Annotated in this window: 15 protein-coding genes; 6 read left to right on the top strand and 9 right to left on the bottom strand. The window is 39.6% G+C overall.

What is annotated here, in order from left to right; genetic code table 11:
• Nucleotides 1-90 precede the first annotated feature (90 nt).
• The 4 genes from OQZ33_RS18215 (at nt 91) to OQZ33_RS18200 (ending at nt 9,305) form a co-directional block, all read left to right on the top strand.
• Nucleotides 91-1,761, top strand: coding sequence for a DUF885 family protein (locus OQZ33_RS18215; RefSeq protein WP_265800673.1), 1,671 nt, complete (start codon nt 91-93; stop codon nt 1,759-1,761).
• Between the two features lie 45 nt (nt 1,762-1,806).
• Nucleotides 1,807-3,216, top strand: a complete 1,410-nt coding sequence (locus OQZ33_RS18210; protein WP_265800671.1) for an APC family permease — start codon at nt 1,807-1,809, stop codon at nt 3,214-3,216.
• A gap of 114 nt (nt 3,217-3,330) precedes the next feature.
• On the top strand, nt 3,331-5,622 hold the full coding sequence (locus tag OQZ33_RS18205) for a S9 family peptidase (protein ID WP_265800670.1): 2,292 nt from the start codon (nt 3,331-3,333) through the stop codon (nt 5,620-5,622).
• A gap of 149 nt (nt 5,623-5,771) precedes the next feature.
• Entirely contained in the window at nt 5,772-9,305 is a 3,534-nt protein-coding gene (locus OQZ33_RS18200) for a family 43 glycosylhydrolase (RefSeq protein WP_265800668.1), read from the top strand.
• Between the two features lie 78 nt (nt 9,306-9,383).
• On the opposite strand, the gene OQZ33_RS18195 is transcribed toward OQZ33_RS18200, so the two are convergent.
• Nucleotides 9,384-10,799: an MFS transporter gene (locus OQZ33_RS18195; RefSeq protein ID WP_265800667.1), complete on the bottom strand. Its 1,416-nt coding sequence runs from the start codon at nt 10,797-10,799 to the stop codon at nt 9,384-9,386.
• Between the two features lie 152 nt (nt 10,800-10,951).
• Between OQZ33_RS18195 and OQZ33_RS18190 the strand changes: the two genes are divergently transcribed.
• Both OQZ33_RS18190 and OQZ33_RS18185 read left to right on the top strand, forming a co-directional pair.
• Nucleotides 10,952-12,349 (top strand): aminopeptidase P family protein, encoded by a 1,398-nt coding sequence (locus OQZ33_RS18190; protein ID WP_265800666.1) that lies wholly within the window; start codon nt 10,952-10,954, stop codon nt 12,347-12,349.
• Nucleotides 12,350-12,352: 3 nt separating this feature from the next.
• Entirely contained in the window at nt 12,353-14,125 is a 1,773-nt protein-coding gene (locus OQZ33_RS18185) for an aminopeptidase P family protein (protein WP_265800665.1), read from the top strand.
• Between the two features lie 56 nt (nt 14,126-14,181).
• Here OQZ33_RS18185 and OQZ33_RS18180 read toward each other — a convergent pair whose 3' ends face one another.
• The 8 genes from OQZ33_RS18180 to OQZ33_RS18145 form a co-directional block, all read right to left on the bottom strand.
• Nucleotides 14,182-15,603 carry a DUF6055 domain-containing protein gene (locus tag OQZ33_RS18180; RefSeq protein ID WP_265800664.1) on the bottom strand — a complete coding sequence of 474 codons (1,422 nt, stop codon included), beginning with the start codon at nt 15,601-15,603 and terminating at the stop codon, nt 14,182-14,184.
• A gap of 98 nt (nt 15,604-15,701) precedes the next feature.
• Nucleotides 15,702-16,655, bottom strand: a complete 954-nt coding sequence (locus OQZ33_RS18175) for a hypothetical protein (protein ID WP_265800663.1) — start codon at nt 16,653-16,655, stop codon at nt 15,702-15,704.
• 24 nt (nt 16,656-16,679) lie between these two features.
• Complete coding sequence (locus OQZ33_RS18170) at nt 16,680-17,348, bottom strand: hypothetical protein (RefSeq protein ID WP_265800661.1); 669 nt, start codon at nt 17,346-17,348, stop codon at nt 16,680-16,682.
• 5 nt (nt 17,349-17,353) lie between these two features.
• Nucleotides 17,354-18,823, bottom strand: coding sequence for a RagB/SusD family nutrient uptake outer membrane protein (locus OQZ33_RS18165; protein ID WP_265800660.1), 1,470 nt, complete (start codon nt 18,821-18,823; stop codon nt 17,354-17,356).
• Nucleotides 18,824-18,833: 10 nt separating this feature from the next.
• On the bottom strand, nt 18,834-21,971 hold the full coding sequence (locus tag OQZ33_RS18160) for a SusC/RagA family TonB-linked outer membrane protein (RefSeq protein WP_265800659.1): 3,138 nt from the start codon (nt 21,969-21,971) through the stop codon (nt 18,834-18,836).
• A gap of 294 nt (nt 21,972-22,265) precedes the next feature.
• Nucleotides 22,266-24,668, bottom strand: a complete 2,403-nt coding sequence (locus tag OQZ33_RS18155; RefSeq protein WP_265800658.1) for a glycoside hydrolase family 127 protein — start codon at nt 24,666-24,668, stop codon at nt 22,266-22,268.
• 493 nt (nt 24,669-25,161) lie between these two features.
• The gene (locus OQZ33_RS18150) at nt 25,162-25,962 is read right to left on the bottom strand and encodes an SDR family NAD(P)-dependent oxidoreductase (protein ID WP_265800657.1); all 801 of its coding nucleotides are present in this window, start codon (nt 25,960-25,962) and stop codon (nt 25,162-25,164) included.
• A gap of 161 nt (nt 25,963-26,123) precedes the next feature.
• On the bottom strand, nt 26,124-26,705 hold the full coding sequence (locus tag OQZ33_RS18145) for an arylesterase (RefSeq protein WP_265800655.1): 582 nt from the start codon (nt 26,703-26,705) through the stop codon (nt 26,124-26,126).
• Nucleotides 26,706-26,708 lie beyond the last annotated feature (3 nt).

Raw genomic sequence — 26,708 nt, 5'->3', positions numbered from 1 at the left:
TTAATCTTTTTTCTGATCTGTTTATGCTCCTTTTTTGTTGATGCCAAATCCCAGACTGTAACACCAGAAATGTTTGAGCAAACCAGTGAAATGGGTACGCTAATAATTGGTTATCAACAAGATATCAATGCATTAAATGATTACTATTTTCCTTATGCCCAGAGTGGCTATTATGCCAGGCCGAGCAAAACTTATAACAGCCCTGACCAACGCAAGCGTTTGCTCGAAGTTAATAAAGAGTATTTAGCAAAACTTGTGTTAGCTAAGTTTGATTCATATAGCATTTATGGAAAGGTAGATTACATTTTATTAAAGAAGGAAATTGAAAGTTCTATTTTCAAGCTTAACGAGGAGGAAGAAGAATATAAAACTATACAAAAGTATTTTCCCTTTGCTGATGTGATATATGGCCTGGAGAAAGGAAGAAAGCGGGGGATCTATCAGGAAGGATCGCTACTCGCATCACAAATTAATGTACTTTGCAAACAAATTGATACGGCAACAATATCACTCAAAAAGAATGGAATTGTAAATGCCGGTCAGCTTAAAACTGCAGCCATGGTGAGCTCAGGATTAAAAGCCAGATTAGCCAGTTTCTATCAGTTTTACAATGGTTACGAACCTGGTTTTAGCTGGTGGGTTCCAAAACCCTATCAACGAGCTGACTCGTTGCTAACAAGTTATCAAAATCTGTTTACCTCAAAAATAGACTCCAATGCAAATGTTAAAGTTGATAAGCTTAACATCAAAGGCGATCCAATTGGAAGAGCAGAATTAATCAGGCAACTTAAGGAAGAGTTTATCCCTTACACGCCTGAACAACTTATCCAGCTGGCTGAAGAAGAATTCGCATACTGCGATCAGGAGCTTTTAAAAGCATCAGCAGAAATGGGATTTGGAAAAAACTGGAAAGCTGCACAAGAGAAAATCAAGAACAGTTACGTGCCATTGGGTAGGCAGGCAGAATTAATAGTGAAACTACAGGATGATGCGCTTCGTTTCATCAAAGCCAATAACTTAATTGATATTCCACCCCTGGCAGAAGAAACCTGGGGCATGGTAATGATGTCGGAAGAAAGGCAACTGGTTAATCCATTTTTTACCGGTGGCAGAGAAATCAGCATCAGTTACCCTACAAGCAATATGCAGGAGGAAGATAAGCTTATGAGCATGCGGGGTAATAATCCTTACTTTTCCCGGGGAACGGTACAGCATGAGTTACTGCCTGGCCACCACTATCAATATTACATTAATAGCCGGTACAAAAGTTACCGTAACATTTTTAAAACGCCATTTAGTGTAGAAGGTTGGCCATTATATTGGGAACTTCTGCTTTATGAAAAAGGTTTTGCCAAAACACCTGAAGAGAAGATGGGCATGTTGTTTTGGAGAATGCACCGATGCGCCAGGATTCTCTTCTCGCTCAATTTTCACCTTGGGAAATGGAACCCACAAAAATGTGTTGACTTTTTAGTTGATCGGGTTGGGCATGAACGGGCAAATGCTGAAGGCGAAGTAAGGCGATCTTTCAAAGGAGATTATAGTCCGCTATACCAGGTAGCCTATTTAACCGGAGGACTACAGCTTTATGCTTTAAAAGCACAACTGGTTGATAGTGGTAAGATGACTTTTAAAGATTTTCATGATCAAATTATTAAACAAAACCTGATTCCTGTTGAATTAATCCGGGCCACTTTAACTAACCAGACCATTACCAGGGATTTCACCACCAGCTGGAAATTTTATGAAACGCTGCGTTAAATGAACATACCTTAATTGCTAAACTGTAACCTAAACCAACAACTGATGAAAGAAGAAGCCACGGAATTTAAGCCCACGTTAACATTAATGGATGCGACAATGCTTGTTGCAGGGAGCATGATTGGATCGGGGATTTTTATTGTAAGTGCAGATATTACCCGAAATGTAGGCAGTTCTGGTTGGTTGTTAGTGGTTTGGCTGATTACGGGTTTTATGACTTTAACTGCTGCTTTAAGTTATGGCGAGCTTAGTTCTATGTTTCCAAAAGCCGGCGGTCAGTATATCTATCTAAAAGAGGCATATAATCCTTTGGTTAGCTTTTTGTATGGATGGAGTTTTTTTACTGTCATCCAAACGGCAACAATTGCCGCAGTGGGGGTTGCCTTTGCCAAATTTACTGCTTATTTAATTCCCGCACTGAGCGAAGATTTAGTTGCGTTAGATTTAGGATTCATTACTATTTCCCCGGCTCAGCTACTTGCCATTGGAATTATCGTGTTGCTCACCTACATCAACAGCAGGGGGGTTAGTGCAGGTAAAGCCATTCAAACTACTTTTACAGTGGCCAAACTGCTCAGTTTATTTGGTTTGATCGTTTTTGGGTTATTTTTCCTTGATAAAACAATTTGGAAACAAAACTGGGATAATTTGTGGACTTTAGGTGCATTATTTGCCGATGGAAACATTAGCTCATACACCACACTTGCAGCTTTTGGTGCAATTGCAGCTGCGATGGTGGGCTCTATATTTAGTAGCGATTCATGGCACAATGTAACTTTTATTGCAGGAGAAATTAAAAACCCTGCCCGTAACATCGGATTGAGCTTAGTCCTTGGAACCATCATTGTTACAGAACTTTATGTATTGACTAATATGATGTATACCGGAGTTTTAACTTTGCATGATATTGCCTACGCCGACAAAGATCGGGTAGCAGTATCTGCCGCAAACCATATTTTCGGCACCGCCGGTACCATTACTATCGCTGTAATGATTATGGTTTCAACGTTCGGTTGCAACAATGGCTTGATTATGGCCGGAGCCCGGGTTTATTACTCAATGGGGAAAGACGGTTTGTTTTTTAAAAAAGTTGCGGAGTTAAATAAAAATGCAGTGCCAGGTTTTGGACTTTGGATTCAATGTGTTTTTGCCTGTTTATGGTGTCTTAGCGGCAAATATGGCGATCTGCTCGATATGATATCTTTTGTTGTGGTTGGCTTTTATATGTTAACCATCTTTGGAATTTTTATACTGCGCAGAAAACGCCCCAATGCTGCCCGCCCATACAAGGCTTTTGGCTATCCGGTATTGCCAGTTATTTATATTTTAATGGGACTTGCTTTTTGCATTCTGCTGATTATTTTCAAGCCAAAATTCACCTGGCCAGGATTGATTATTACACTGGTTGGAATTCCGGTATATTATTTAATCAAACGCATCAACGTGCAGCGATAAATTTTTTGATGGTAATGATTAGAACAGGTTGGTTAAAATATTCATGTTATATATCAATATCTAAAGGTAATCGCTTTAGCGTATCTGTTATATTTACAACTTAATATAGCTGTAATGAAAACTAATTCCCTGTTTCAAAAGGCAATTGCCCTTACCTTTTTATCTGTATCCTTTTCTGTAGTAAATGCACAAAAAGTGCCTTATGCACCTAATCAGTTGCAGGTTGTAAATGCCTATAAAAAAGCCAGTGACTTAGATAGCACTTTACGCAACATTCCCACTAATAATGAAATTATCCCTTTCTGGAAAAAAGATGGGTCAGCTTTCTGGTATAAGAAAAATCTTCCAAACAAAAACTGGGAATATATTTACGTAGACCTTCTTTCCGGTCAGAGAAAGCCTGCTTTTGATGCTGTAAAGCTTGCTGAAAGCATTGAGAAAACCACGGGTAAAAAGCAAAGTTCTGCCCGTTTGCAGCTTAGTGATTTATATTTTATAGACCAAAACAATATTAAAGTTAAAGTTTCGAACAAATGGTATGGGGTGAATTTAAATGATTATGGCCTCATCAATGCTACTGATACCGCTACTTTTAAATATAATGCTAAGCGGCCATTGCAGCAAAAACGCTCACGCTGGGAGTGGAACCGGTCTATCAGTAAATCTCCTGATGGTAAGAATGAAATTCAGATTGTTGGTGGAAACATCGTGGTTAAAAACCTGGATTCGAAGGTGGAAACCACATTAAGTACCGATGGCTCGGTTGAAAAGCCTTACGGTAACTTTGAGTGGTCGCCTGACGGGAAAAATATTATCGCTTATAAAATTGATCCAAAGGAAACCAAAAAAGTTTACTACGTGTTGAGTTCGGTGCCAGGAACAACAAGAGGAGAATTAAAATCTCGTGAATATGCACAGCCAGGCGATGATTTTACCACTTATCAGCCTTATATTTTTAATGTAGCCACTAAAACAGTTATAAAAGTTGATGTGGAACCCACTGATTTTTTTGGTCCGCAGCCTTTGCACTGGCGAAATAACAGTAGCCGATATTATACTTACGAAAAAGCAGATCGTGGCCATCAGCGGTTTCGGGTGATTGAGGTTGATGTGCAAACAGGTAAAATCAGAAATGTTATTGATGAAAAAACAAAAACATTTATTTATGAAAGCAGGATTTACACCCGTTATCTGCCAAAAACAAATGAAATACTTTGGAGCAGTGAGCAGGATGGTTGGCAACACCTGTATTTGGTAAATGAAATCACCAAAAAACAACAATTAATTACCAGGGGAAACTATGTTGTACGTGATATTGATAGCGTTGATGTGGTGAAACGACAGGTATGGTTCAAAGCGAGCGGAATGAATCCTGGTGAAGATCCATACTTTATCCACTACTACCGGATTGGTTTTGATGGGAAAGGACTAATCAATTTAACCCCGGAAATTGGAAATCATGCGTTAACTTTCTCACCCGACAGGAAGTATTATCTTGATACTTATTCGCAGGTTAATGTTGCGCCGATAACAAAATTGAAATTAACGGCTAGTACCAAGGCGTTGCAGGAAATTGAACACGGAGATGTTCAGGTTTTCTTAAACACTGGTGTGAAATTGCCGGAGGTTTTTGTGGCGAAGGGCAGAGATGGAAAAACGGACATATGGGGGCTGGTATGTCTGCCATCCAAGATCGATTCCAGTAAATCCTACCCGGTTATCGAATATATTTATGCCGGTCCGCAGGATAGTTTTGTGCCGAAAAACTTCCTGCCATTTAGCGAAATGCAAAGTATGGCAGAATTGGGTTTTATTGTAGTACAAATGGATGGCATGGGCACAGCCAACCGATCAAAAGCCTTTCATGATGTTTGCTGGCAAAATCTGGCCGACGCTGGTTTTGCTGATCGTATTTTGTGGATGAAAGCAATGGCCGCAAAATATCAGAATGCCGACCTTGATAAGGTTGGGATCTATGGAACTTCAGCTGGTGGGCAAAATTCTACAGGAGCGTTGCTCTTTCACCCCGAATTTTATAAAGCTGCAGTTTCTGCATGTGGATGCCATGATAATCGAATTGATAAACAATGGTGGAATGAGCAATGGATGGGATATCCCGTTGGACCACACTATGGAGAACAATCCAACATTACCAACGCAGCCAAACTGCAGGGGAATTTATTTTTAATTGTTGGTGAGGCCGATGAAAACGTTCCACCAGAATCTACCTATCGCCTGGCCGATGCACTGATTAAAGCCAATAAAGATTTTGATATTCTGAGTATTCCAGGGATGGGACATAGCGATGGAGGCATTTATGGCCGCCGCCGAAAAAGAGATTTTTTTGTTAAACATCTCTTAAATGCCGAGCCTCCAAACGTCAACTCGGTTACTCAGGTAAAGTAAATTACTCTAACGTATTCGTTATTGAAACGGAATTTCCGCACAGAGGCATTGTTTTTTTTGAATCAGTTTGCTTCAATTGATAAGTAAGCGGCATCTCGCAACAGGAAATCCTGAGCATTACAGGATCAAAATTAGAAATAGCAAAATTTATGATAAATAACCTCCATTTAAAGCTTTCACTATTGTTGATGTTTTGCTGTCTTTGTGAAATGCTTCATGCGCAAAAAGCACATTTAAGTAAATCGCAGGGCAACCCGATTATTCCTGGTTATTTCGCAGATCCGACAGTGAAAAAATTTGGTGATACGTATTACATTTACGCCACCACCGATGGAAATGGAGGTGGTTTTGGTCCTTCGCAAGTATGGAGCTCAAAAGATTTTGTGAATTGGACCATGCAAGATATGAATTGGCCAACCACTCATCATTACTGGGCGCCAGATGCCATGCAGGGTGCCGATGGCAAATATTATTTATATTACTGCCAGCCGGTCGAAATATTTGGTGCATCTTCAAACTCACCAGTAGGCCCGTGGATGCCACTGTTGCCACCCGGAAAGCCCATTGTTCCTAACTTTTTGGTGCCTAATGTGATTACCCTCGATGGACAAACTTTCAAAGATGACGATGACAAAAATTACATGTACTGGGGAACCTGGGGTATTTATCCCAATCATGGTTGCGGCGTAGGTTTATTAAACGATGATATGAAATCGTTTTCTAAGCTTGCACAAATTCCTAATACTGATGCGAAAGATTTTTTTGAAGCACCTTTTGTGTTTAAAAGAAAAGGTATCTATCACCTAACTTATTCATCCGGATATTGTGAGGATGGAACCTACAGGGTGCAATATGCCACATCAAACCATCCCATGGGACCATTTAAATATGCTAGCCAAAATCCAATTCTGGCTACAAATGAAGATGGCACCGTACATGGCCCCGGCCATCAATCGGTTTTACAGCAGGGCGATGATTTTTATTTGATTTATCACCGACACAACAATCCGCATAACGATGGCGGTTACCACAGACAGGTTGCTGCCGATAAGATTGTTTTTGATGAGCAGGGAAACATCCTCAAGCTTGTGCCCACACATACGGGCGTTGGTTATCTGGCAAAAAATGTCAATCCTTATCCAAATTTAGCTTTAGCAAAAGCCACAACAGCTTCGTCGTTCTATGATGATGATTTTAAAGCAGATTATGCCGTTGATGACAATAACGGAACGCTTTGGAAAGCTAAGAACAATATTGGTTCGGCATGGTTACAGGTGGATTTAGGCCAGATTCAAGCTATAAAAAGTGTGCATACGCAATTTGAATATGCCACCTGGTACTATCAATATAAAATCGAATATTCTACCGACGGTAAATTGTGGAAATTATACGCCGACCGCAGTAAGAACACCCAGCATGGTAGCCCGATGGTTGATTTTGGGAATGTAAAGGCAAAATACCTCCGTACTACAATTTTACGCACTGAATATCCCGGTTTAAACAAAGCAATTTGGAATATCAAAGTTTATAGCAATGATGCCTATAAGCCTGTGATGAATACAAAAATAAAGCCTTGGGAATCATTGCAACGGTTTGAATCAAAAGGTCTGGTTGTCAATTTGGATCTGGATAGCCTCCGCATTGGTGCAATAGTTAATCAGGTTCCGAATAAAGGAAAGTTAGGTGGTGTATTTAGCCCTATTGATGCAAATAAACCCGTTACATCGATCATTGATGGCAAAAAAGTACTGGTTTTTTCTGGTGATGAACGGCTGTTATCAACTCATGTGGCACCTTCATCCTTGCTTGGGAACAGCAGTTATAGTGTAAGTATGTGGGTTTTAAATCCTGATATTGAGAAAGAAGAAACCATCGTTTCGTGGACAGCTAAAAGTGGAGACAATCTAACTCATGTTGCTGTGGGTTATGGTAACCATAAAAACGCTGGTGCTGCCAGCCATTTAGGTTGGGCAGATTTAGGCTATAAACAGTTGCCAAAAGCAAACCAATGGCATCACATTGTGATGGTTTTTGATGGTACAATGGAGCGGATTTATGTTGATGGAAAATTGGATCGGGCAGAACGAAGAATGCTTTTTATCAAAAACCTCAGCCGTTTCGTTATCGGGGGAAATTCAGATGGCAGTGCAGGATTTACGGGGGCTTTGGCATCGCTGAAGATTTATGATATTCCTTTAGATGAGGAAACCATAAAATCGGCTTTTGCAGAAGGAATTAAAAATAACACTTTGGCTTACGCCGATGCAAAAAACCTTGAATATGGCAAGCTCAAGAGCTGGGCGAATAATGGCGCCGCCTTGGGTGAATTTAAAATCAATGGGAAAGTGGAAGATGTGAACGGTAAAATTGCTGTAATCCTCGCCAACGACGGTGAAGTTTTATTAGATGAAAGATTGCAAAAAAACTTAAATTTTTCGAAACCATTTACAGCTATTTTTTCCATTCAACCAACATTGGGTGCACAAACCAGGTTATTTTTTGGTAAAAATCTTCAAACAGTTAAAATTGATGGTAACGGCAAATGGCAACAGGTAATTTGCGCTTATCGCCAGGGAAAACTGAATATTTACATCAATGGGAAACAGATGAATCATGTATTGGTTCCCCATCAACAGGCAGAACCAAATCTTTTAATGCAGAATGCTGGCGAAACAACGATAAAATATACAGCCATATCAAACATTTCAATTTATAATTACGGCCTAAGCGAAAAAGCATGTTTAGATGAATTTGATTTCTGGAAAAGAAACACAATTACTAGTCAATTAAAAGCATTTTTTACTACAAAACCATTGGCATTAACTCCAGAAATGATTTATATGGTAGCTGATAAACCTGAGTTACCTGGAACCAATCTGGAATATCTTTTCTCCAGGGTTGATCAGCAATTGAAAGCCAAATGGTCAAAATCTGCAGCTTACATTGATTTTTTTGCCAAACAAGAAAGCGAATACAGTTATCAGGTAAAGGTTAAAGATAATTTCGGAAATGTAACGTTAGCATGTGTACCCGTTTTAGCTAAAACTGATACCTCACTTTTTCTCATCAGGAAACAATCGGGATCCTCTTACTCGATCTCAAACCCAACGCATAACTTGTCTGGAACATCCTGGGATGGTTTCTTGGGTACTGTAGATACCTTGGTACAGCAATCGGGAGTATTGAAAATGATTTCACATAATACTTTTTGGGATGGATCTGATTCTACGGGGCCTTTTGCTTATTTTAAAGTTAAGGGCGATTTTACCGCAGAAGTAAAACTTTCGGATATGCTGGGACTGAACCAAAAGAAAGCTTATGGAGCCAACGAAGCAGGTATAATGATCAAGGACATGCAAAATGGCAAAAGAATTATTCAGAATGGCATTATGCCGGGCTGGGGAATAGGTAATATCGTTACCGACCTTAATTCCAGAGGTCGTAAACAGACCAATAATCTTTCGGGATGGGGTTTTTATCAATACCTTCAATTGCAACGAATTGGAAATACTTTTTTTTTAAGGGGAAGCGCAGAAGGAAAAGATTGGAAGAATCTGCCAGGTAGTCCTGTTCAACGGGCCGATTTTCAAGATGCAGTACAAGTTGGCGTTTATCATGCCACTTACGGAGACATTTCAGGTTATGCAGCGTTTAGCGATTTTAAAATTATCCAAAGGAAGTAGCAGAAGTTTTAGGCCATTGAAATGCTCTCTTTGACCAGAATTATCGATAAGTTATATCGATAACAATGTTTAGTCGTGTTAAATCAAAACCTGTCGCTGTTTTATTTTAGGTGATACAAATAGGTAAACCAAAATAAATAGCGAGAGCAAGCCAATAAAGAACCAATAATAATCTGCTCCTTTGAATTGTGCAAAAAAACCACCATTAGATATGCTTCTGTTTACCAGTGCAGTGAATAAATTACCAATAGCCGTAGTGAGTAGCCAAATGGCAATCATGGTACTTTTCATCGATTTGCTAGCCTGCCTGTAAGCATATTCCAGCCCCGTGATAGAAACCAGCACCTCAGCTGCAGCAAGAATGGCGTAAGCCAGAATTTGCCACCATATTGTTGGCTGTGCTCCAGCATCAATACGGGTTTGAATGAACGCAATGATGACGAAGGATACGGCCAGCAGAATGAGTCCTGCACCAATTCTTCTTAAAGGCGTGGTTTTCAGTCCTTTTTTATCCAGAAAAGGATATAGCCAATAGTTGAAAATCGGGATGCAAACAAGCAAAAAGAACGGGTTAACAGTCTGGATTTGCTCGGGTAAGAGATTAATGCCAAGAATATGCCGATCCATTTTTGTGGCCTGTAATATCCATTCAGAAAGGCTTTGATCCCAGAGTGCCCAGAAAATAGGGATAAAAGCAAATACAGCCAAAACATTATAAACCGATTTTACATCATCAACCTTTTGATGATCGAATTTCGCCTTGGCTACATCCAATAGCGATTCGTTTTTTTGTTTCTTTCGCCAATTAATCAGGGCATACACAGAAATAAAGACAAAATTATTCTTATTTACACCAGAAGGAGGAACATTAACATATGTTTTTCTGCCAGCAACAAATATAAAGGTTGCAAGTGCCATCAATATTCCCGGAATACCAAATGCCCATTTTGCGCCATAACGATCATAAATCAGCGGAATTAGAATGGTTGCCAGTACAGAACCGGCGTTAATGCTAAAATAAAACCAGCCATATACTTTCGACATTAAATGACTATTTTTTTCTGTAAACTGATCACCAAGGTTGGCCGAAACGCAGGATTTAATGCATCCTGCACCCACAGCAATCAGGATTAATCCATAGGTGAATTTCTCCAGATCATCATCAAAAATTGCCAGGCACAGATGGCCAATGCAATACACCAGCGATACATATAAAATCACCCTGAATTTCCCGAAAAACCAATCGGCTAGCAGGCCGCCCACAAAGGGCATAGCATAAGCCAGTGATACAAAAAAATGTGTGGTTTCGTTCGCTTTAGCTTCAGCGGTAATTTGTAAAGCCGGGTTTAAGGTGGGATTAAAAAAATGCACCACTAAAAATGTGGCTAGTATTGAACGCATTCCGTAGAAACTAAATCGTTCTGCGCCTTCGTTTGCAATGATATATCCAATGCTTTTCGGATAGCTACTTGATTTTGTATCTGTTCTTTGCATTTTATAAAGTTGCCTTAAATGGTGCGATCAATCTTTACGAATATTCCCCCTCTAATGCAGTATTTTATCCAATTTGATATTATCACCTCGTTTTTTATCGCTTTTACTACTTTTGGATAATTATAATTATCATCAATATAAAATACTTAAAAATGTTTCCTACCCATGTTTATGTAGCAAGAAGAGCAGCGTTAGCTAAACAGTTGAAATCTGGTGTGCTGCTTTTTTTAGGCAATGCAGAAAGTCCGATGAATTATGCTGATAATACCTACAGCTTTAGGCAGGATAGTACTTTTTTGTATTACTTTGGCATAGCTGCACCTGGCCTGGCTGCCATTATAGATGTTGATCAGGGTACAGAGACCATCTTTGGTAATGAGATGAGTATAGATGATATCGTTTGGATGGGTAGGCAACAAACTCTTCGTGATAAGGCTTTAGAAATTGGTGTGGAAAATCTTCAACCTTTTAATGCTTCGGAAAACTATTGTAAGGTTGCTAACAATCTGAAACGAATGATTCATTTCCTGCCTCCCTATCGCAGCGAAAATAAACTATTATTGGCCGAACTGCTAAATTTAAGCGTAAATGAACTACAAGACAGGGCATCGGTTAATTTGATTAAAGCCGTTGTTGCACAGCGTGCTGTAAAATCTAATTTGGAGATTAGTGAAATTGAGAAAGCTGTTAACCGAAGTGTAGATATGCATTTGCTGGCCATGCATAGTACAAGGCCGGGAATGAAGGAAGCAGAAATTGCAGCCGTAATACATGGTGCAGCTTTAAAAACCGGAGGCAATATTGCTTATCCTATCATACTCACGGTTCAGGGAGAAATTTTACACAATCATTTTCACGGCAATACCATGAACGATGGGCAGATGGTATTGAACGATTCGGGTATGGAAACGGAGATGGGTTATTGCGGCGATTTAACACGCACATTTCCTGTTGGAAAAAAATTTGATACCAGGCAAAGTGAAATTTACAATGTTGTACAAAATGCCTTAAATCGTGCAGAAGGGATACTTAGCCCTGGCAGGCGTTTTATTGATGTACATTTTGAAGCTTGCAAAACCCTTGCCGAAGGAATGAAAGCATTGGGATTGATGAAAGGTGATATCGATGAGGCAGTAGCTGCAGGTGCACATGCACTTTTTTTTCAATGTGGTACCGGACACATGATGGGGCTTGACGTGCACGATATGGAGGATTTAGGCGAACAATATGTTGGTTATGATGATGACTTGAAAAAAGAAACTGCTCTTTTTGGTTTAAAATCACTTCGCCTGGGTAAATCACTTCAGCCAGGGTATGTATTTACAATTGAACCAGGTATTTATTTGATTCCTGAGTTAATTGATTTATGGAAATCTGAAAATCGATTTGGGGATTTTATCAATTATTCAGCGGTCGAAAAATTCAAAGACTTTACCGGGATCAGATTGGAAAATAATTATACAATGACGAACGATGGTTATCAGCTTTTAGGTAAGCCGCTGGCTATTGATCAAAAAGATGTAGAAGAAATTAGAAACAATGCCTATTAATTTATGACTTATCAAGATCAATTGAATGCCATAAGGGCAAAAATGCTAGAAGCGAATGTCGATGCCTACATCATCCCATCTTCCGACCCACACATGAGCGAATACGTGCCAGACCGGTACAAATGTATCCATTTCGCATCGGGCTTTACCGGCTCTGCAGGTACCTTGGTAATTACTGCGGATTTTGCAGGCCTGTGGGCTGATTTTCGCTATTTCGAACAGGCCGAAGCGCAGCTTAATGGCAGCGGGTACGATTTAGTTAAGTTAAAAGTTCAGCACACGCCAGAATATATTGATTGGTTAATAGACGTGTTGCCAGCCGGCGCTCAGGTAGGTTTCGATTATCAGTTGATGTCTGCAGCATTAGGAGAGGAGATTGAAAACGCCTTGGCCATCAGCCGGATTGCTGTTAGAGATTTGGATATTATTGATGAGATTTGGACTGACAGACCCGCATTACCGCAGAAAAAGGCATTTTTATTGCCTGAAAAGGATTGCGGACAAAGCTTCGAAAGCAAACTTTCGGATATAAGAACAGTATTGGTCAAACAACGTTCAGATGTTCATATCATTTCCAGTCTGGATGACCTCGCCTGGCTTTTCAATCTTCGCGGAAATGATGTAAATTACAATCCAGTGGTGCTGTGTTATGCCTTAATCACACCTAATGAGATAACCCTCTATATTGACGAAAATAAATTATCATTAACCGATTTAAAGATATTACAAAACAGAGGTGTGGAAATCAAAAGCTATCACGAGATCAAAACCGATTTATCCACACTGAGCAATTGCTCAGTACTCATTGATGAAAAAAGGACTTGTTACCAGTTTTTATCAATTTTTTCGTCTTCAGTTAATGTGATTAAAAGCATCAATCCAACGGTGTATTTGAAATCAGTGAAAAATAGTGTAGAAATTGAAAACATCAAACTTGCCATGATTCAGGATGGCGTAGCCTTAACGCGTTTTTTTAAGTGGCTGGAAGAAAATATCGGAAAAATTAAGATCACAGAAATATCTGCTTCAGAAAAGATAAAGGCTTTTAGGGAAAGTGGAGAAGGTTTTGCAGGTTTAAGTTTTGCCTCCATTGCGGGTTATGGTTTGCATGCTGCTTTGCCACATTATTGCCCCAATGAAGATAGCGATATTGAACTCAAGCCTGAGGGTCTTTTTCTGCTGGATTCTGGCGGGCATTATTTTTATGGCACAACTGATGTAACCAGAACGGTGCCACTGGGCAAAACAACAGCAGAAGAACAGCGGGATTATACGCTTGTGCTCTCGGCAATGATATTTGGTTCAGCGGCTAAATTTCCGCAGGGAACCAGAGGATACCAACTTGATGGCATTGTTCGGCAGCAGATGTGGCAGCAGGGCATTAATTATGGTCATGGCACTGGTCATGGCGTTGGTTATTACCTGAATGTTCATGAAGGTCCTCAAAACATTGGTCCATCAAATGCCGCATTTTCGGTTGATTTAGGGATGCTCACTTCAATAGAACCCGGTATTTACCGGCCAGGAAAGCACGGTGTTAGAATAGAAAATTTAGTGATTACTGTTCCTGCTGAAAGCACCGATTTCGGTGATTTTTTACAATTTGATACCGCTACACTCTGTTATATAGATACTTCAATTGTATTATCTCATTTGCTTCTTCCTCAGCAAATTGAATGGCTTAATCGGTATAATCAAAAAGTTTATGATGGATTGAAATCATACCTGAATGCTGATGAATTGACTTGGTTAGCTGGAAAGTGTAAAGCGATTTAATGATCCGTTCATCCGGTATAATGATAGAGAAAAAAATCCCCGTAATTTTTTAAAACTTATTTTAAAAGGGTGGTACCCCTTAGTTTAATCTGATATGGCCATTGTTCATCATTTTCATCTTTACCGTCGGTAATATGCTCCCAATGTTTGGTTGGCGCTCCGCTTACTACCAGCCATAAAAATTGTGTTTGATCTGGAATAGTAAAGTTTATCGAACCTTTTGTATCTTCATGGGTTTTTCCATAAACAGGGGTTCCATCTTTTTTCAAAGCAACGAAACTATATCGCCAACCAGCATTTTCGGTATTGATCTTTCTAAAACCATCTGCTCCGGCTATTCCTTGAAAATTAAGCTTAATTTGTGTGCCTTTTGCCGGAATACTTAGCGGTATACCATTGAAGCCGTAATTTTGTGGACAATTAACAGGCGATATTCTGAGCCATTTATTCGGTAGAGAATCTAAAACCGTTTTATGTTGATTGGTGTACGATTGAGTTGATTTTTTAGCCTGATCCAAATCCCAGGTAAGAAATTTTGTTGCTGCTTCATGCATTTCATTATTAAATTTCGACTGACTGATATTTGTTAGTCGCTTATAAGCCATTACAGCATCTTCACCTTTTAGCGCATTTTGCCACAATTTACCAATGAACTTAACGCTATGTTTGTTTGCCCAGTATTCCAACACATAAGGAGAATGATATTGATTGGTTTCATGCAAAAAAGCATAGTGTGTTTTTTTAAGGTAAGCCTCTAAATGGTAGTTTTCAAAGGTTCTCCATTCGGGATAAACATGCCAAAGCATAAATTGCGATGTCATTTCAAAAATGGACTGGCCTTGGCTGCCTTTCGGTGATGAAGTAAATGCCCAGGCACCATCGCCGTGCACCAGATATTGAAAAGAGTGCCCAATTTCATGAGCCAGTGCTCCAAACGGCGCTTTGCTGATCCTCGAAAGGGGAGTCCAGGCAATGCCCACTTTCTTATCCTCACCGCCACCGAAAGCGGTACCTTCTTTTCCCTTAAAAACAAAAATCAACAGTTTATATCTATCAGTTACCGATTTTCCCTTATTCACAAAACTCAAACTATCTACATAAAAATTATAAAATCGATCGCATTCCCTTAAAATCTGATTGATGTCTAAACGGAGTGAAGAATCGGGGTTTTTGGATAGATCCGATCCAAATTCCTTTGACCAGAAAATAGCAATATCATCAGATTCAGCCATTCTTTTGTAACTAAATTCACTTTCTTCATTATTAAAATCATTCCCTTTAGGAACCATCCATACTTTGGCTGGAATATATCGCTGCTTTTTAAAATCAACTTTATATGGCTGCGGTTTAACTTGCTGGCTTAATACTTTTTGATTAACTGTAAAGCTTGTCAGGAATATGCTTAACACTTGAAGGTTGGTTTTTAGTTTAGCTAAAAATGGTTTTATTCGGAACGCGAAGGACGAGGTGTGGTACATAAGAGATTGTTAATGTGAAGCTTATAGATTGCGTTTAGCGTGAATATAAAACCCAGAATCGTTATTATCCGACCTGGGTTTAACCGTTGAGTGAGTTATTAAAGTTTTTTTGTTATAGCAGGGATTTGGATCGTTACTGTATAACTTCCTGGCGACAATGCTTTAAAGCCGAAAAAAACAGGGTTTGCATTTCTATTTTCTTCGGTAAACCTTGCCGGAATTCTATAATAATTGCCTGTTCCATTGGCACCATCTTTTATTGGAAACCCATTTGGTAAATCAATAAATTCCCATTCCAAAGCAGTACTTGTTCTTACCAATGGGTAGTAAGGATTCATTTGTGAAAAGTTTCCTCTATCACCCCTGGTCGTTACCTGGCCCGCCGATGGATCGAATGCAGTTCCGTTTTTATCTAAGAAGACAAAACGGATTTTATTAGGGCCTTTGTTATCGTAGGTGATGGTAATAGGTAGGGGCGCTTGTCCGCTAAAACCGGTTTCTGCTGTCGCATCAGAAGTGGTGAAAAACGGGCCAGAATCAAGTGTGAAATGTGTTTTTGGTAACAACTGGATTTTGCAAGCATTCAAAATTTCGCGTGTGCCTTTTATATTTGATACCTGCACATCAATTACGTAATTTCCTGTAGGTACAAAGGCTGTAGCCTGAGAAAGTGAAATTCTGCCACCAATTTCACTCACTTCGAGCGGAAAGGCGGGTTTCATTACAATTTTTTTATTTACCAAAGCCACTGTAGAATCGGCACTGGTAACCTGAGCTAGAAATTGTTTAATGCTAAATTCTTTAAGCATATCGGGTGCTGGCTGCCCCGTATCAGAGTTTCTTACTGCCAGCAGTTTAACGGTAACGGGGCCAGTGGTTCCATCAAGTTCGATGGCTTTGGAGTTGGTTACGTTTCCCTGTGTGGCAATAAGCGGATTAGGACTGTAATACATAAAGTCGCTAATGAAGCCCTTTTCTATCTTCTTGCACCCGGATAAACAGCCTGCCAAAAGCAGGGCAGAAAGTGACGTGATTATACATCTTTTATTCATGATTTTTGCTGTTGCGATTCCAAACTAGAATCTGATGAACGTATGGGTATTACTAAGCACATGGAGCATTCCTCCCGATGAAGGCTCAATGCCTGTAGTTTGACACTGTGCTTTTAAATCTGTATTCGGATCATTAGGCTGAATAGTTGAATTCGGCGGATCCAGATCACCTCTTACCTTAATAAAAAACAGATAGTAAATCGGTGCCGACGACCAGGATTCGACAGGTTTTGGCTGCAAAATACGTTGAACAGCAGTTTTGGTATTCGCATTATTGGCTAAAATAGTAGGTGTAAGCGGGGTTGAGGTTAACTCAATACGCGATTTTGATAAGTAAATACGCAACGAATCTGCATTGATCTGTTGATACATATCGCTAAGCGTATAGGTATTGTTTTCGTTGATTCGCCTTACGGAATCTCTTTTTATTTTTAAATAGTTATTAATGGAGTGGTTGGTGGGTGCGAAAAAAGTTGCAGCTCCATTTACCTCATCCTTCATGTTATAATGATCAATCACCATAATCAAGGTATCAAACAAATGATATTTATGCTGTTTGAGGTATTCATAAGTAGTTAAAGGCGACTTAGCCTGGCTCAAACCTCCATCAGTCAGGTAATCACTCTTTTTACAGCTTGCAAAATATGCCAGCCCCAGGCTGCATATTATAAAACACAAAATTTTATTTTTCATGGTGCTTATATCTTTGAACTCCAAAATGGTGTCTGGGTGAGTTTCTTGTTAATATTCATCAATGCAGGATCAAGAGGCCAATAATATTTACCGGCATCGAAATCGCTTTTGGTCATTTTTTCTGCACCAAACTTCATGATGCCGGTCTTTCTTCCCAATCTTACCAAATCATAAAACCGCTGTCCTTCTAAAAAGAGTTCTCTTCCACGTTCATCAATAATTCCTTCAAATAAGTTGGCATCAGTTCCTACCCAGTCGCCTATACCGGCCTGGCTACGAACCTCGTTAAGTACAGTTCTAGCCTGCGAAAACTGATTGAGAGCTGCGAGCGATTCTGCTTTTAGCAATTTAATGTCTGCCAATCGGAAAATGATGATGTTATTGTGCGCTACCGATCTGACAACGTTTTGTCCCGTAACGAACGTAATGTTCGAGTACTTGATGCATAAGGGGTTGGTGGTATTGGTAAGTGCAAATGCGTTCGAGTAACGCTTATCATTTGGAGTATTGTAAAGGCTTGCCAAAGTAGTGGCATTAAGCTGAGCGATAGAAGTGCCTGTTACACTTGTAATGTAAGGGCTTTTCAAAGTAAGTAATGTAATTCCATCTATATAGCCTTCATTTTCATCACTTTGAGCAATTTCAAAAATGCCTTCAGTTGATTTGCCTTTGTAGATATTTAAATAATTATCCCTGTTAACATATTGATAAAAATTTTGACTGATAATTTTATCTGTAGTAAGGTTGGCATTTTGATAATCTCCCTGCCAGGCATACAGGTGGGCAAGTAGCGCATAAGCTGATCCTTTATTTGCCCTGACAGCACGGTTTGAGGAGTTGGCATAATCCCAGCTTAAGAGCGAGATAGCCTGATTAACATCAGCTAAACATTGCGCTTGTACATCAGCTGCTTTTGTTCGTGGAAGATCTACCGCATCTGCAATGGCCCCTGTTTCGGTTATTACAGGGATATCACCCCAGATTCTGGTCATGTAAAAATAATTGAAAGCCCTTAAAAAATAAGCTTCGCCCAGCAGGTTATTTTTAATATTCGTTGATGCAAATTTATTATCAGGAATAGTAGGGATGAATTTGATACAACGGTTGGCCTGGTCAATTGCACTGTAGAAAGTATCATACCGTCTCATTACCTGCATTCTATCATTTACATCGGCTGCCGGAACGGAAATGCCCAATTCCATTCTCATTATGTTATCAAATCGGTACGAGCCTATTGCCGAAAATTCATCAGTTGGAAAATCGCCGTACGCATAGAAAGCATTTCCATCTGCTTTATTTAATGTTTTTCTTAATAAGGCATAACCTGCTGCCACCCCTTTATCGGCATCTGCCTCATTTTTCCAAAAGGTAAGATCGGTGGATACACTGATGGGCTTTTCATCCAAAAACTTTTGGCAGGAGCTTGCCGTGGTCAATCCGATTACACAGCATATATATATAGTTAATTTTTTCATTGTTGTAGAATTAGAAAGTTAAATCGATACCAAATGTGTACTTTTTAGGAATTGGATAATCATTTCCTCCGGAATATCCATCGGCACCTACCGCTTCCGGATCTGGGACAGTAGATTTAGACCAAACTTTAACGTTATCCATCACCCCATAAAACCTCACCATATTCAGTCCAAGCTTTTTAGTCAGTTTTTGAGGTAAAGCGTAACCTAACCTGATATTTTTGATGCGAAGAAAACTAGCATCCTCAATAAACATGCTCTGGCCAATGTGCCATTTATCGACATTGTTGGTAATCAAACCTGGATATTTGGCTACATCGCCTGGTTTGTTCCAGAAATCGCTTACATTAAAGTTAGAAGCTGGACCTGAACGTGGGCCCCAAAGAAAGTAGGGGTCTGAAGTGCCTGCATCCTGAAATTTATCCGACAGGTAACCGTTACGCAGGCTTCTGCCTGAAATAAAGGTAACCAGCACATCTAAAGAGAATCCCTTATAGGAGAATGAGTTGTTCATCCCTCCGGTGATATCGGGATTTGGGTTTCCGTAAGAAACATAATCCAGATAATCGATATTATAATCTCCATTCTGATCAACTCTTGCAGGATCTCCGGCACTAAATTGTGCGCCACCAAATTGCGTAACTCTTCTTCCGGTTTTTGGATCTACAGGAACATCCGAATCTCGGGAATAAATACCATTCACATCCCAAACTTTATAGGTAAAAAGTGGTTCTCCTACGCTTAAGGTTTGTTGTAACCAAGGCGGACCGAAAGTAAAATCTCTGCCTCCATTTGGTAGCTTTATAATGTAATTATCATTGTAAGCAATATTAAAATTAGTGGTCCATTGTAGTTTAGATCTGGGTCCTAAATTTCTGGTTGTTAAAGTAAATTCTATCCCTGTGTTTCTCAGATCTACGTAGTTATTGGAAATTAAAGAATAGCCAGTAGTTAAGGGAACTCCAACATCGAAAACCTTACTTTTAGAATCTCTGATGTAGTAATCAGCAGTTAAACTAATCCGATCTTTAAAAAATCCAAGATCAATACCTGCATTAAACTGGGGACTTCTTTCCCAGCTAATGGAAGTGGCAGAAGCTGCTCCGTAATAATCGGGATATAAAACCTGAGTACCATTATAGGTAGTTTGAGCGCCGAAGACGCCATTGCCAAGCACCGAGGTGCCGTAGTTGGCATTTGAAATTAACGATTGATACTGGGCATAATAAGCACCGGGATCGTTACCTGTAATACCGTAACTAGCCCTCAACTTTAAGTAGGAAACAATGTCTTTTGCAGGGCTGAAAAAACTTTCTTCAGAGGCATTCCATCCGGCTGATACCGATGGAAAAGAACCCCATCTGTTATTTTCGCTATACCGTGAGGAAGCATCGGCACGATAAACCGCCTGAAACAGGTAGCGACCTTTGTAGTCATAAACAAAACTTCCCATCCACGATAGGCGAGAGCGTTGCTGTACCACATTGCTTACAGATAAATTAGGGCCAGCAGCAATACCTGTTACTGTTTTTACCGCATCAGGGTTTCCTATACTTCTGCTAAATGTACTGTTGGCCACATTGCGCTCCATACCCTGAAGCAGGATTGCGTTGAAATTATGACCGCTTTTTAACGATTTGGAATAATTAAGCGTGTTTTCCAATTCCCACCTGTTGGTTTGCTCTATCGCTCCAGAAGCCTCGTTCTGGCCGCTTCCGCTCAACAAACTTGGTGTAAAATAGCTTCTGGTATTGTTAATCACATTGTAGGAAATTGTACTTTTTAAATTGAGGCCAGGTAAAATGGTGTATTGTGCCATTGTATTTCCATTTAAACTTGTCGTTCGATCATCATCCCGAAGTTCATCGTACCGGCCTGAATATAATGCCTGTTCTACTTCTCCAATGCTCCAGAATGAAGAAGGGAATCCCCAGGTAGTAAAAGGATATTTCGTTCCATCACCCTGGCCGTGTTTAGCTTTAGTAAGCCCCACAAACAAATTGGTTTGTACCAATAAATTTTTAGTAGGCGATACCTGAAAGAATAAACTCGGAGTGATTCTGGTAATATCATAACCTTTCATTACGCCTTCTTCATAGTAGCGGTTAAATGAGAATCTATATTGATATTTATCGGTTGCTCCAGCCACACTTGCATCAATGTTACTGATGTTTCCGGTCTGAAGAAACAGACCTTGCCAATCGGTGTTGTTGTTAAATGCGCTGTTTAAACTATCGGTAAGCATCATGTTCAGGTTTTTTAACCTGTCGTAACTGCCGTTGCCGCCATATAGCAAATCCATTTTAAGTTGTCTTTCTGCGGCACCCGTTTGGATCGGTTTTAATGCAGGCTTATTCGCAATACCAAAATAACTGGAAAGCCTGATTTGGGGGGGTGCCCCTACAACAGCACGTTTGGTTTTAACGATAATAACTCCATTTGCAGCCCTTGCGCCATAAACAGCAGAAGCTGAAGCATCTTTAAGTACATCAACCGATTCGATATCATTGGGGTTGATGGCCTGAAGCGGACTGCTGCCATAAGCTGAACTAATATCGTTTACATCATAAATTACGCCATCAATAACATATAGCGGAGAGCTGGTTTGTCCCAGGTTTACATTACTGGCCCCCCTGATATTTACAATATTATTTCCGCCAGGTTCGCCTGAGGTACTTAATACTGTTAATCCCGCTACTCTCCCCTGAAGCATGGCATCGAACGTAGAATAAGGAGTGTTTTCAAAATCTTTACCTTTTACTGAAGAAATGGCTCCCGCTGTGTTTTTCCGCTGAATATTCTGGTAACCAATGGCTACCACCTCCTGTAGGGAGTTATCATCTTCCGCAAGTTCAATGTTAATACTCGTTTTACCTGTAGTAGAAACTTCTCTGGGTTTATAACCCACAATGGAAATAACCAGAAGGGGCGATCCCTCTCTCAAAGTAAGGGAGAAATTGCCCTTGTTATTAGAGGATGTTCCGTTGGTTGTGCCCTTTTGTTTGATGGAAGCGCCTGGTATGGCTTGCTTGTTGCCATCAGTTACCGTACCGGTAATTTTGGTTTGCGCGAAGGTGAGAAAAGGTATCAGCAGAAAAATGATGATACCCAATAACCTACTTCGGCTCAAAGTAAATTTTAATTTCATTAGCTTATCGGTTAGTTTAAATGTTAGTTTAACGTTTATAAATTTACCGTTGTAAAGCAGTGGAAATTTCGAATATTTTACCTGATTCAAATCGTTTTTTAACCTTTCTAATGTCTTTTGTATGAATTACTTATAAGGAAAGATAAGTAGTGGGGTTTCGGTAGTTATCTTTAGAAGCCCTTTAGCGGGTGAAGGATTAATATTATCAGATAAGTATTAACCAATACTACAAGAACCAAAAAACTCCCTGCCTTATATAAGAAACAGGGAGTTAGAAATGAGATTTAAACAACACTATTTAACTGCCCACTCGTGGACACCAGCTGCATGCTCTGCCGGCAGTTGTATCTCCATCCTCAAAGCAGTTGTATTCACAGGTTTAAATTTTGCGATATTAAATTTATCTTTACTAATTTCTAGAGGGGAAATCATTTCTACTGGAATCCATTGATCTCCATTTTTGTAAAACAGTTTATAAGATGCTGGAATTCTGCATCCGCCCCACGGACTATCATCATACCAATATATTTTTGATTCGCTGACATTTTGTGTTGAAGCAAAATCGTATTGGATAAACTCTTTGGTATTTTTTGCAGGCCACCAATGCAGGTAAGGATAATTGGTATCTTTTGAATCTGCCGGCTCATACTGATCCTTAATTGCAGCGAACATTCTGCTGTTTTTAACTGATGATGACACTTTACTCATGCTTGCCACAGTTGGTGCAGGTTTTGGTTTTGCGGCCGATTGTTCATAAGGAATCCAAACGGTCATCTCACTTGGGCCTCGGTTTGCCCAGGCATAATAGGGTATGGCATTCACATTTTGATTTGAAATCAGCAAACGATCACTGTTGAGCTGTCTTTTAGTGCTTTGCCCCGGAATACTAATCACATCAACACCGTTTAAAAGGTTTGCCTGGTATGCTGTAGTAGCTACTGCATTTTTATCGATCATAATATTTTGCACCACACTATCCCTGTTATCAGGCCCTTCAAGACAGTAAACAATCGGGCCACGTTGCAACACAAATCGCGAGGCATCATCTTTAACATTTCGGTTGGCAACCACTTTATTAGTCTCCATAGGAAGAACCAAAGAAATGCGGTCTCCTTTTTTCCATTTTCTGCTGATGATGGCATAACCTTTCTCAGCGATGAAAGTAATTGATTTACCGTTAAGCGCTATGGTTATAGGTGTATCCTTTTTATCTAAAAATGAATATAGATCACCAGGAGCGGCCTCTCGATTCGCCCATCCGGGTAATCTTAACCTTAAGGTAAAATCAGCCGTTTTTTCCGGGTTAATCGTTAAGTCAACATTGCCTTTCCAGGGATAATCTGTTTCTTGAACAACTTCCACATCAGTTGACTCAAGTCCAATTTTACTGGTATTTCCCATGTAAAGGTTTACATAAAGTTCATTCTTGTTTTGTGCATATACATAACCAGGTAATGAGGGTAAAAATCTTGCCATGTTGCTAATGCAACAGGCACAACTAATCCATGCACTACGCTGATGTTGAAACATAGATGCCAGCGGATTGGGATAAAAGAAACGATCGCCACTTAAGGAAACGCCTGATAAAAGACCATTATAAAGCGTTTTTTCTAATACATCAATATATTTTGAATCACCGTGCAACAGGAACATCCGTTCGTTCCAATAAACATTGCCAATGGCTGCGCATGTTTCTGCATAGGCAGACATGTTTGGCAATTGGTATGCTTCGCCGAAAGCTTCGCCAGCGCCAGTAGCACCAATACCACCTGTAATGTAGAGTTTTTTGTTAACTACATCTCCCCAAATGTCATCAATAGCAGAAAGATATTGAGTGTCGCCGGTCAAGGCTGCTATATCAGCCATTCCTGTGTACATATAAGCAGCTCTTACGGCATGGCCAACAGCTTCGTGTTGCTCAATAACCTTCTTATGTGCCTGATTATATGGATCGCCTTTTGGCCCCCTTATATCAAGAAAGAATTTAGCCAGTTCCAGATATTTTTGATTATTGGTGATCCGATACATCTTTGATAAACCAATCTCCACAATTTGGTGACCTGAATAAGCTGCAATTTTGCCTTTGCCAAAGGTTTTAACCAATAAATCAGCATTTTTTATGGCAATATTTAAGAAATTCTTTTTTCCGGTTGCCTGATAATGGGCCACTGCAGCTTCATATAAATGCCCGGCATTATAAAGTTCGTGGCTTAAAATTTCTTCCTTCTCCCAACGTTTAGCACCGATCCATTCATGCGGTTTCTTGGCATTTACAGTTCTGAAGGTGAATAAATATCCATCTGGTTCTTGTGCTTCACCGATAATGGTAATTAGGGTATCAATATAGGCTTCTAGTTTAGGGTTAGGTTTATTCTGTATCGCATATGACGCACCTTCAATTGCTTTGTAAACATCAGTATCATCAAACGGAAATTCACTCATTCTATCCCCGCTTAACTTTTTTCCTGCCCTTAAAAAATTATCCATACGGCCATTTGCCCTGCATTGCGCAATTACATAAGGAATGGTAACATTAGCATTTACCTCCATTTTTGGTTGCCAAAAATGATCATGTACGTGAACTTTTGTAAACGCTACAGGTTGTATAGGATAATCTTTTCTCTGAGCAGAAAGATTTAATCCCATTAAAAGAATGAATAACAGGGTGATAATTGCTTTTTCCGGTTTTTTTTTCATTATTAGTTAGGTAGTTTTATCTAATCGGTAAGACTATTAATATTGCTGGTTTCTGACAACATGCCTATGACACTGCACGTTATTTTCATTTTAAAATGCTATGCGATTGGCTTAAGTGAGCCTGTAGTTTCACTACACTAAAATAATTTGTTTCTGAGTAAACGGGTTAATGATAATTGACAATAGATAGCTATATTTTAACAATTTGATGGGAACGATTTAATTTCAATTACAACCACTGATAGGTAAGATTATAAACAGTTTTTTATACTCTTTTCCATCTGTTCGGTTCAGAAAGTGGTTGTACTTTGTCTATAGCGTGTTAATAAAAAAGCCTTATCCTATTAGATAAAGCTTTTAATTGAGGCGGGATGAACTTTTTACTAATGACACCTAAAATAGTATAATTTACAGGTATTATTAGCTATACAACTGATAACTCTTTGACCTAAACTGTTTCGTTGTTTATGGCGTTTGTGTTGCCCATTATCATTTAATCTTTCTTCTGCTCTACAGGTTCCTGCATTTTTTCCATTTGCGCCGCTTGAATACTGTCGGGAGTAATATTACCCATGGCTACTGTCATTTTGTTTTTTAAACCTGAAACCACCATATCCTCACCTGCAAGTAAAGCTTCGTAACCATCTTTTGCCACTTTTGCAGCATCATCTAGATTGCTTTCTTGCACAATTTTTGATTCAAGCATGTCGGCTTTATTAAAGAAATCTGTATCGGTTGGGCCAGGGAGTAGCGAGGTTACTGTTACTCCAGTGTCTTTTAATTCTCTTCTTATAGATTCACTAAAGGAGTGGACAAATGCTTTTGTACCATGATAAACCGCTTGATATGGTCCAGGTGCTTTACTTGCAATGGAGGCTACATTCAGGATTTTGCCAGTCCCACGAGCAACCATGTCTTTTGCATAATATTTGGTTAGGGTAACCAGCGATGAAATGTTGAGCTGGACAATGTCCAATTCACGTTCCAGATCATTCTCAATGAACTTTCCATAAACTCCCTGGCCGGCATCATTGACCAATACATCCACCTCATATCCTTTTTGTTTAATTTCTTCGTATAGATTACTCGCTGCATCTGGCTGAAAAAAATCTTTACTGATGCTCCAGACTTCGATACCATTTTGTTTTAGCAGGCTTTCAGCTTCTGCTAATTTTTCTTCCTCTCTTGCTACGATAATCAAGTTGTGGCTATCCTGAGCGAATAGTTTTGCCAATTCTAAACCGATGCCGCTACTGGCTCCGGTAATTAGTGTGAAAAGTTTTATGTTTTCCATGTCTCAATTGTTGGTATTATTTCAACATGGTGAAATAAAAAAAAGTTTTATCGGTTTTTTTGTGGAGATCAATGTCGGTAGCATCGATCGGTAAAACTTGGAGTAACACTTAATTTGAAATGTGATTTAAACCCGTAACTCAGAAGAAATGTGAAATAAACCTATAATGTTTTAACCACATGGTGTCTGACAATCATTGATTTTAGTTTTGGCCAAATGTTATCTGCTATGATTTGATAACCCGCTGCCAATGGATGAACTCCATCAAACATATTCAGGTGCTTTTTCCCTTCTACTCCTTCCAATAAAAATGGGACCAGCTCGCAGTTATTTTCTTGGGCAAGCTCCTGGTAGATGGTGCGGTAACCTGGAGCACGGTTCTCTGGAATCCATACAGGAAGCCTCATGCCTAAAATTAAAACATCTGCTTTGGGATATTTAGTTTTTACTTTAGTTAAGATTTGCTGCATATTGGTTTTCAGGATATTGGCCTGGTGACCTCTGAGTAAATCGTTAGCGCCAAGCTCTAATACAAAAATGTCGATTTCCTGATTCAATGCGGCATCAATCCGGTTTAAACCAGTGGTGGAGGTATCGCCACTCAGTCCGGCATTGATGACCTGAAAGTTCCAGTTCTCTGCGGCAATTTTCTCGCTGATCCGTGCGGGTAAAGATTCCCGCAGCGGATCTTTCAAGCCGTATCCAGCAGTTAAGCTATCGCCAAAAAATAAAATTATAGGCATTGT

It is taken from the genome of Pedobacter sp. MC2016-05, assembly GCF_026239735.1.
Taxonomy (GTDB): Bacteria; Bacteroidota; Bacteroidia; order Sphingobacteriales; family Sphingobacteriaceae; genus Pedobacter.
The sequence above is the reverse complement of the archived record's forward strand: the minus strand, read 5'-3'. Positions and strand labels throughout refer to the sequence as shown.

What these genes read in the sequence shown, in the direction of transcription:
- OQZ33_RS18215 (WP_265800673.1), top strand. Translation starts at nt 91, where the DNA reads ATGGGTACGCTAATAATTGGTTATCAACAAGATATCAATGCATTAAAT.
- OQZ33_RS18210 (WP_265800671.1), top strand. Translation starts at nt 1,807, where the DNA reads ATGAAAGAAGAAGCCACGGAATTTAAGCCCACGTTAACATTAATGGAT.
- OQZ33_RS18205 (WP_265800670.1), top strand. Translation starts at nt 3,331, where the DNA reads ATGAAAACTAATTCCCTGTTTCAAAAGGCAATTGCCCTTACCTTTTTA.
- OQZ33_RS18200 (WP_265800668.1), top strand. Translation starts at nt 5,772, where the DNA reads ATGATAAATAACCTCCATTTAAAGCTTTCACTATTGTTGATGTTTTGC.
- OQZ33_RS18195 (WP_265800667.1), bottom strand. Translation starts at nt 10,799, where the DNA reads ATGCAAAGAACAGATACAAAATCAAGTAGCTATCCGAAAAGCATTGGA.
- OQZ33_RS18190 (WP_265800666.1), top strand. Translation starts at nt 10,952, where the DNA reads ATGTTTCCTACCCATGTTTATGTAGCAAGAAGAGCAGCGTTAGCTAAA.
- OQZ33_RS18185 (WP_265800665.1), top strand. Translation starts at nt 12,353, where the DNA reads ATGACTTATCAAGATCAATTGAATGCCATAAGGGCAAAAATGCTAGAA.
- OQZ33_RS18180 (WP_265800664.1), bottom strand. Translation starts at nt 15,603, where the DNA reads ATGTACCACACCTCGTCCTTCGCGTTCCGAATAAAACCATTTTTAGCT.
- OQZ33_RS18175 (WP_265800663.1), bottom strand. Translation starts at nt 16,655, where the DNA reads ATGAATAAAAGATGTATAATCACGTCACTTTCTGCCCTGCTTTTGGCA.
- OQZ33_RS18170 (WP_265800661.1), bottom strand. Translation starts at nt 17,348, where the DNA reads ATGAAAAATAAAATTTTGTGTTTTATAATATGCAGCCTGGGGCTGGCA.
- OQZ33_RS18165 (WP_265800660.1), bottom strand. Translation starts at nt 18,823, where the DNA reads ATGAAAAAATTAACTATATATATATGCTGTGTAATCGGATTGACCACG.
- OQZ33_RS18160 (WP_265800659.1), bottom strand. Translation starts at nt 21,971, where the DNA reads ATGAAATTAAAATTTACTTTGAGCCGAAGTAGGTTATTGGGTATCATC.
- OQZ33_RS18155 (WP_265800658.1), bottom strand. Translation starts at nt 24,668, where the DNA reads ATGAAAAAAAAACCGGAAAAAGCAATTATCACCCTGTTATTCATTCTT.
- OQZ33_RS18150 (WP_265800657.1), bottom strand. Translation starts at nt 25,962, where the DNA reads ATGGAAAACATAAAACTTTTCACACTAATTACCGGAGCCAGTAGCGGC.
- OQZ33_RS18145 (WP_265800655.1), bottom strand. Translation starts at nt 26,705, where the DNA reads ATGCCTATAATTTTATTTTTTGGCGATAGCTTAACTGCTGGATACGGC.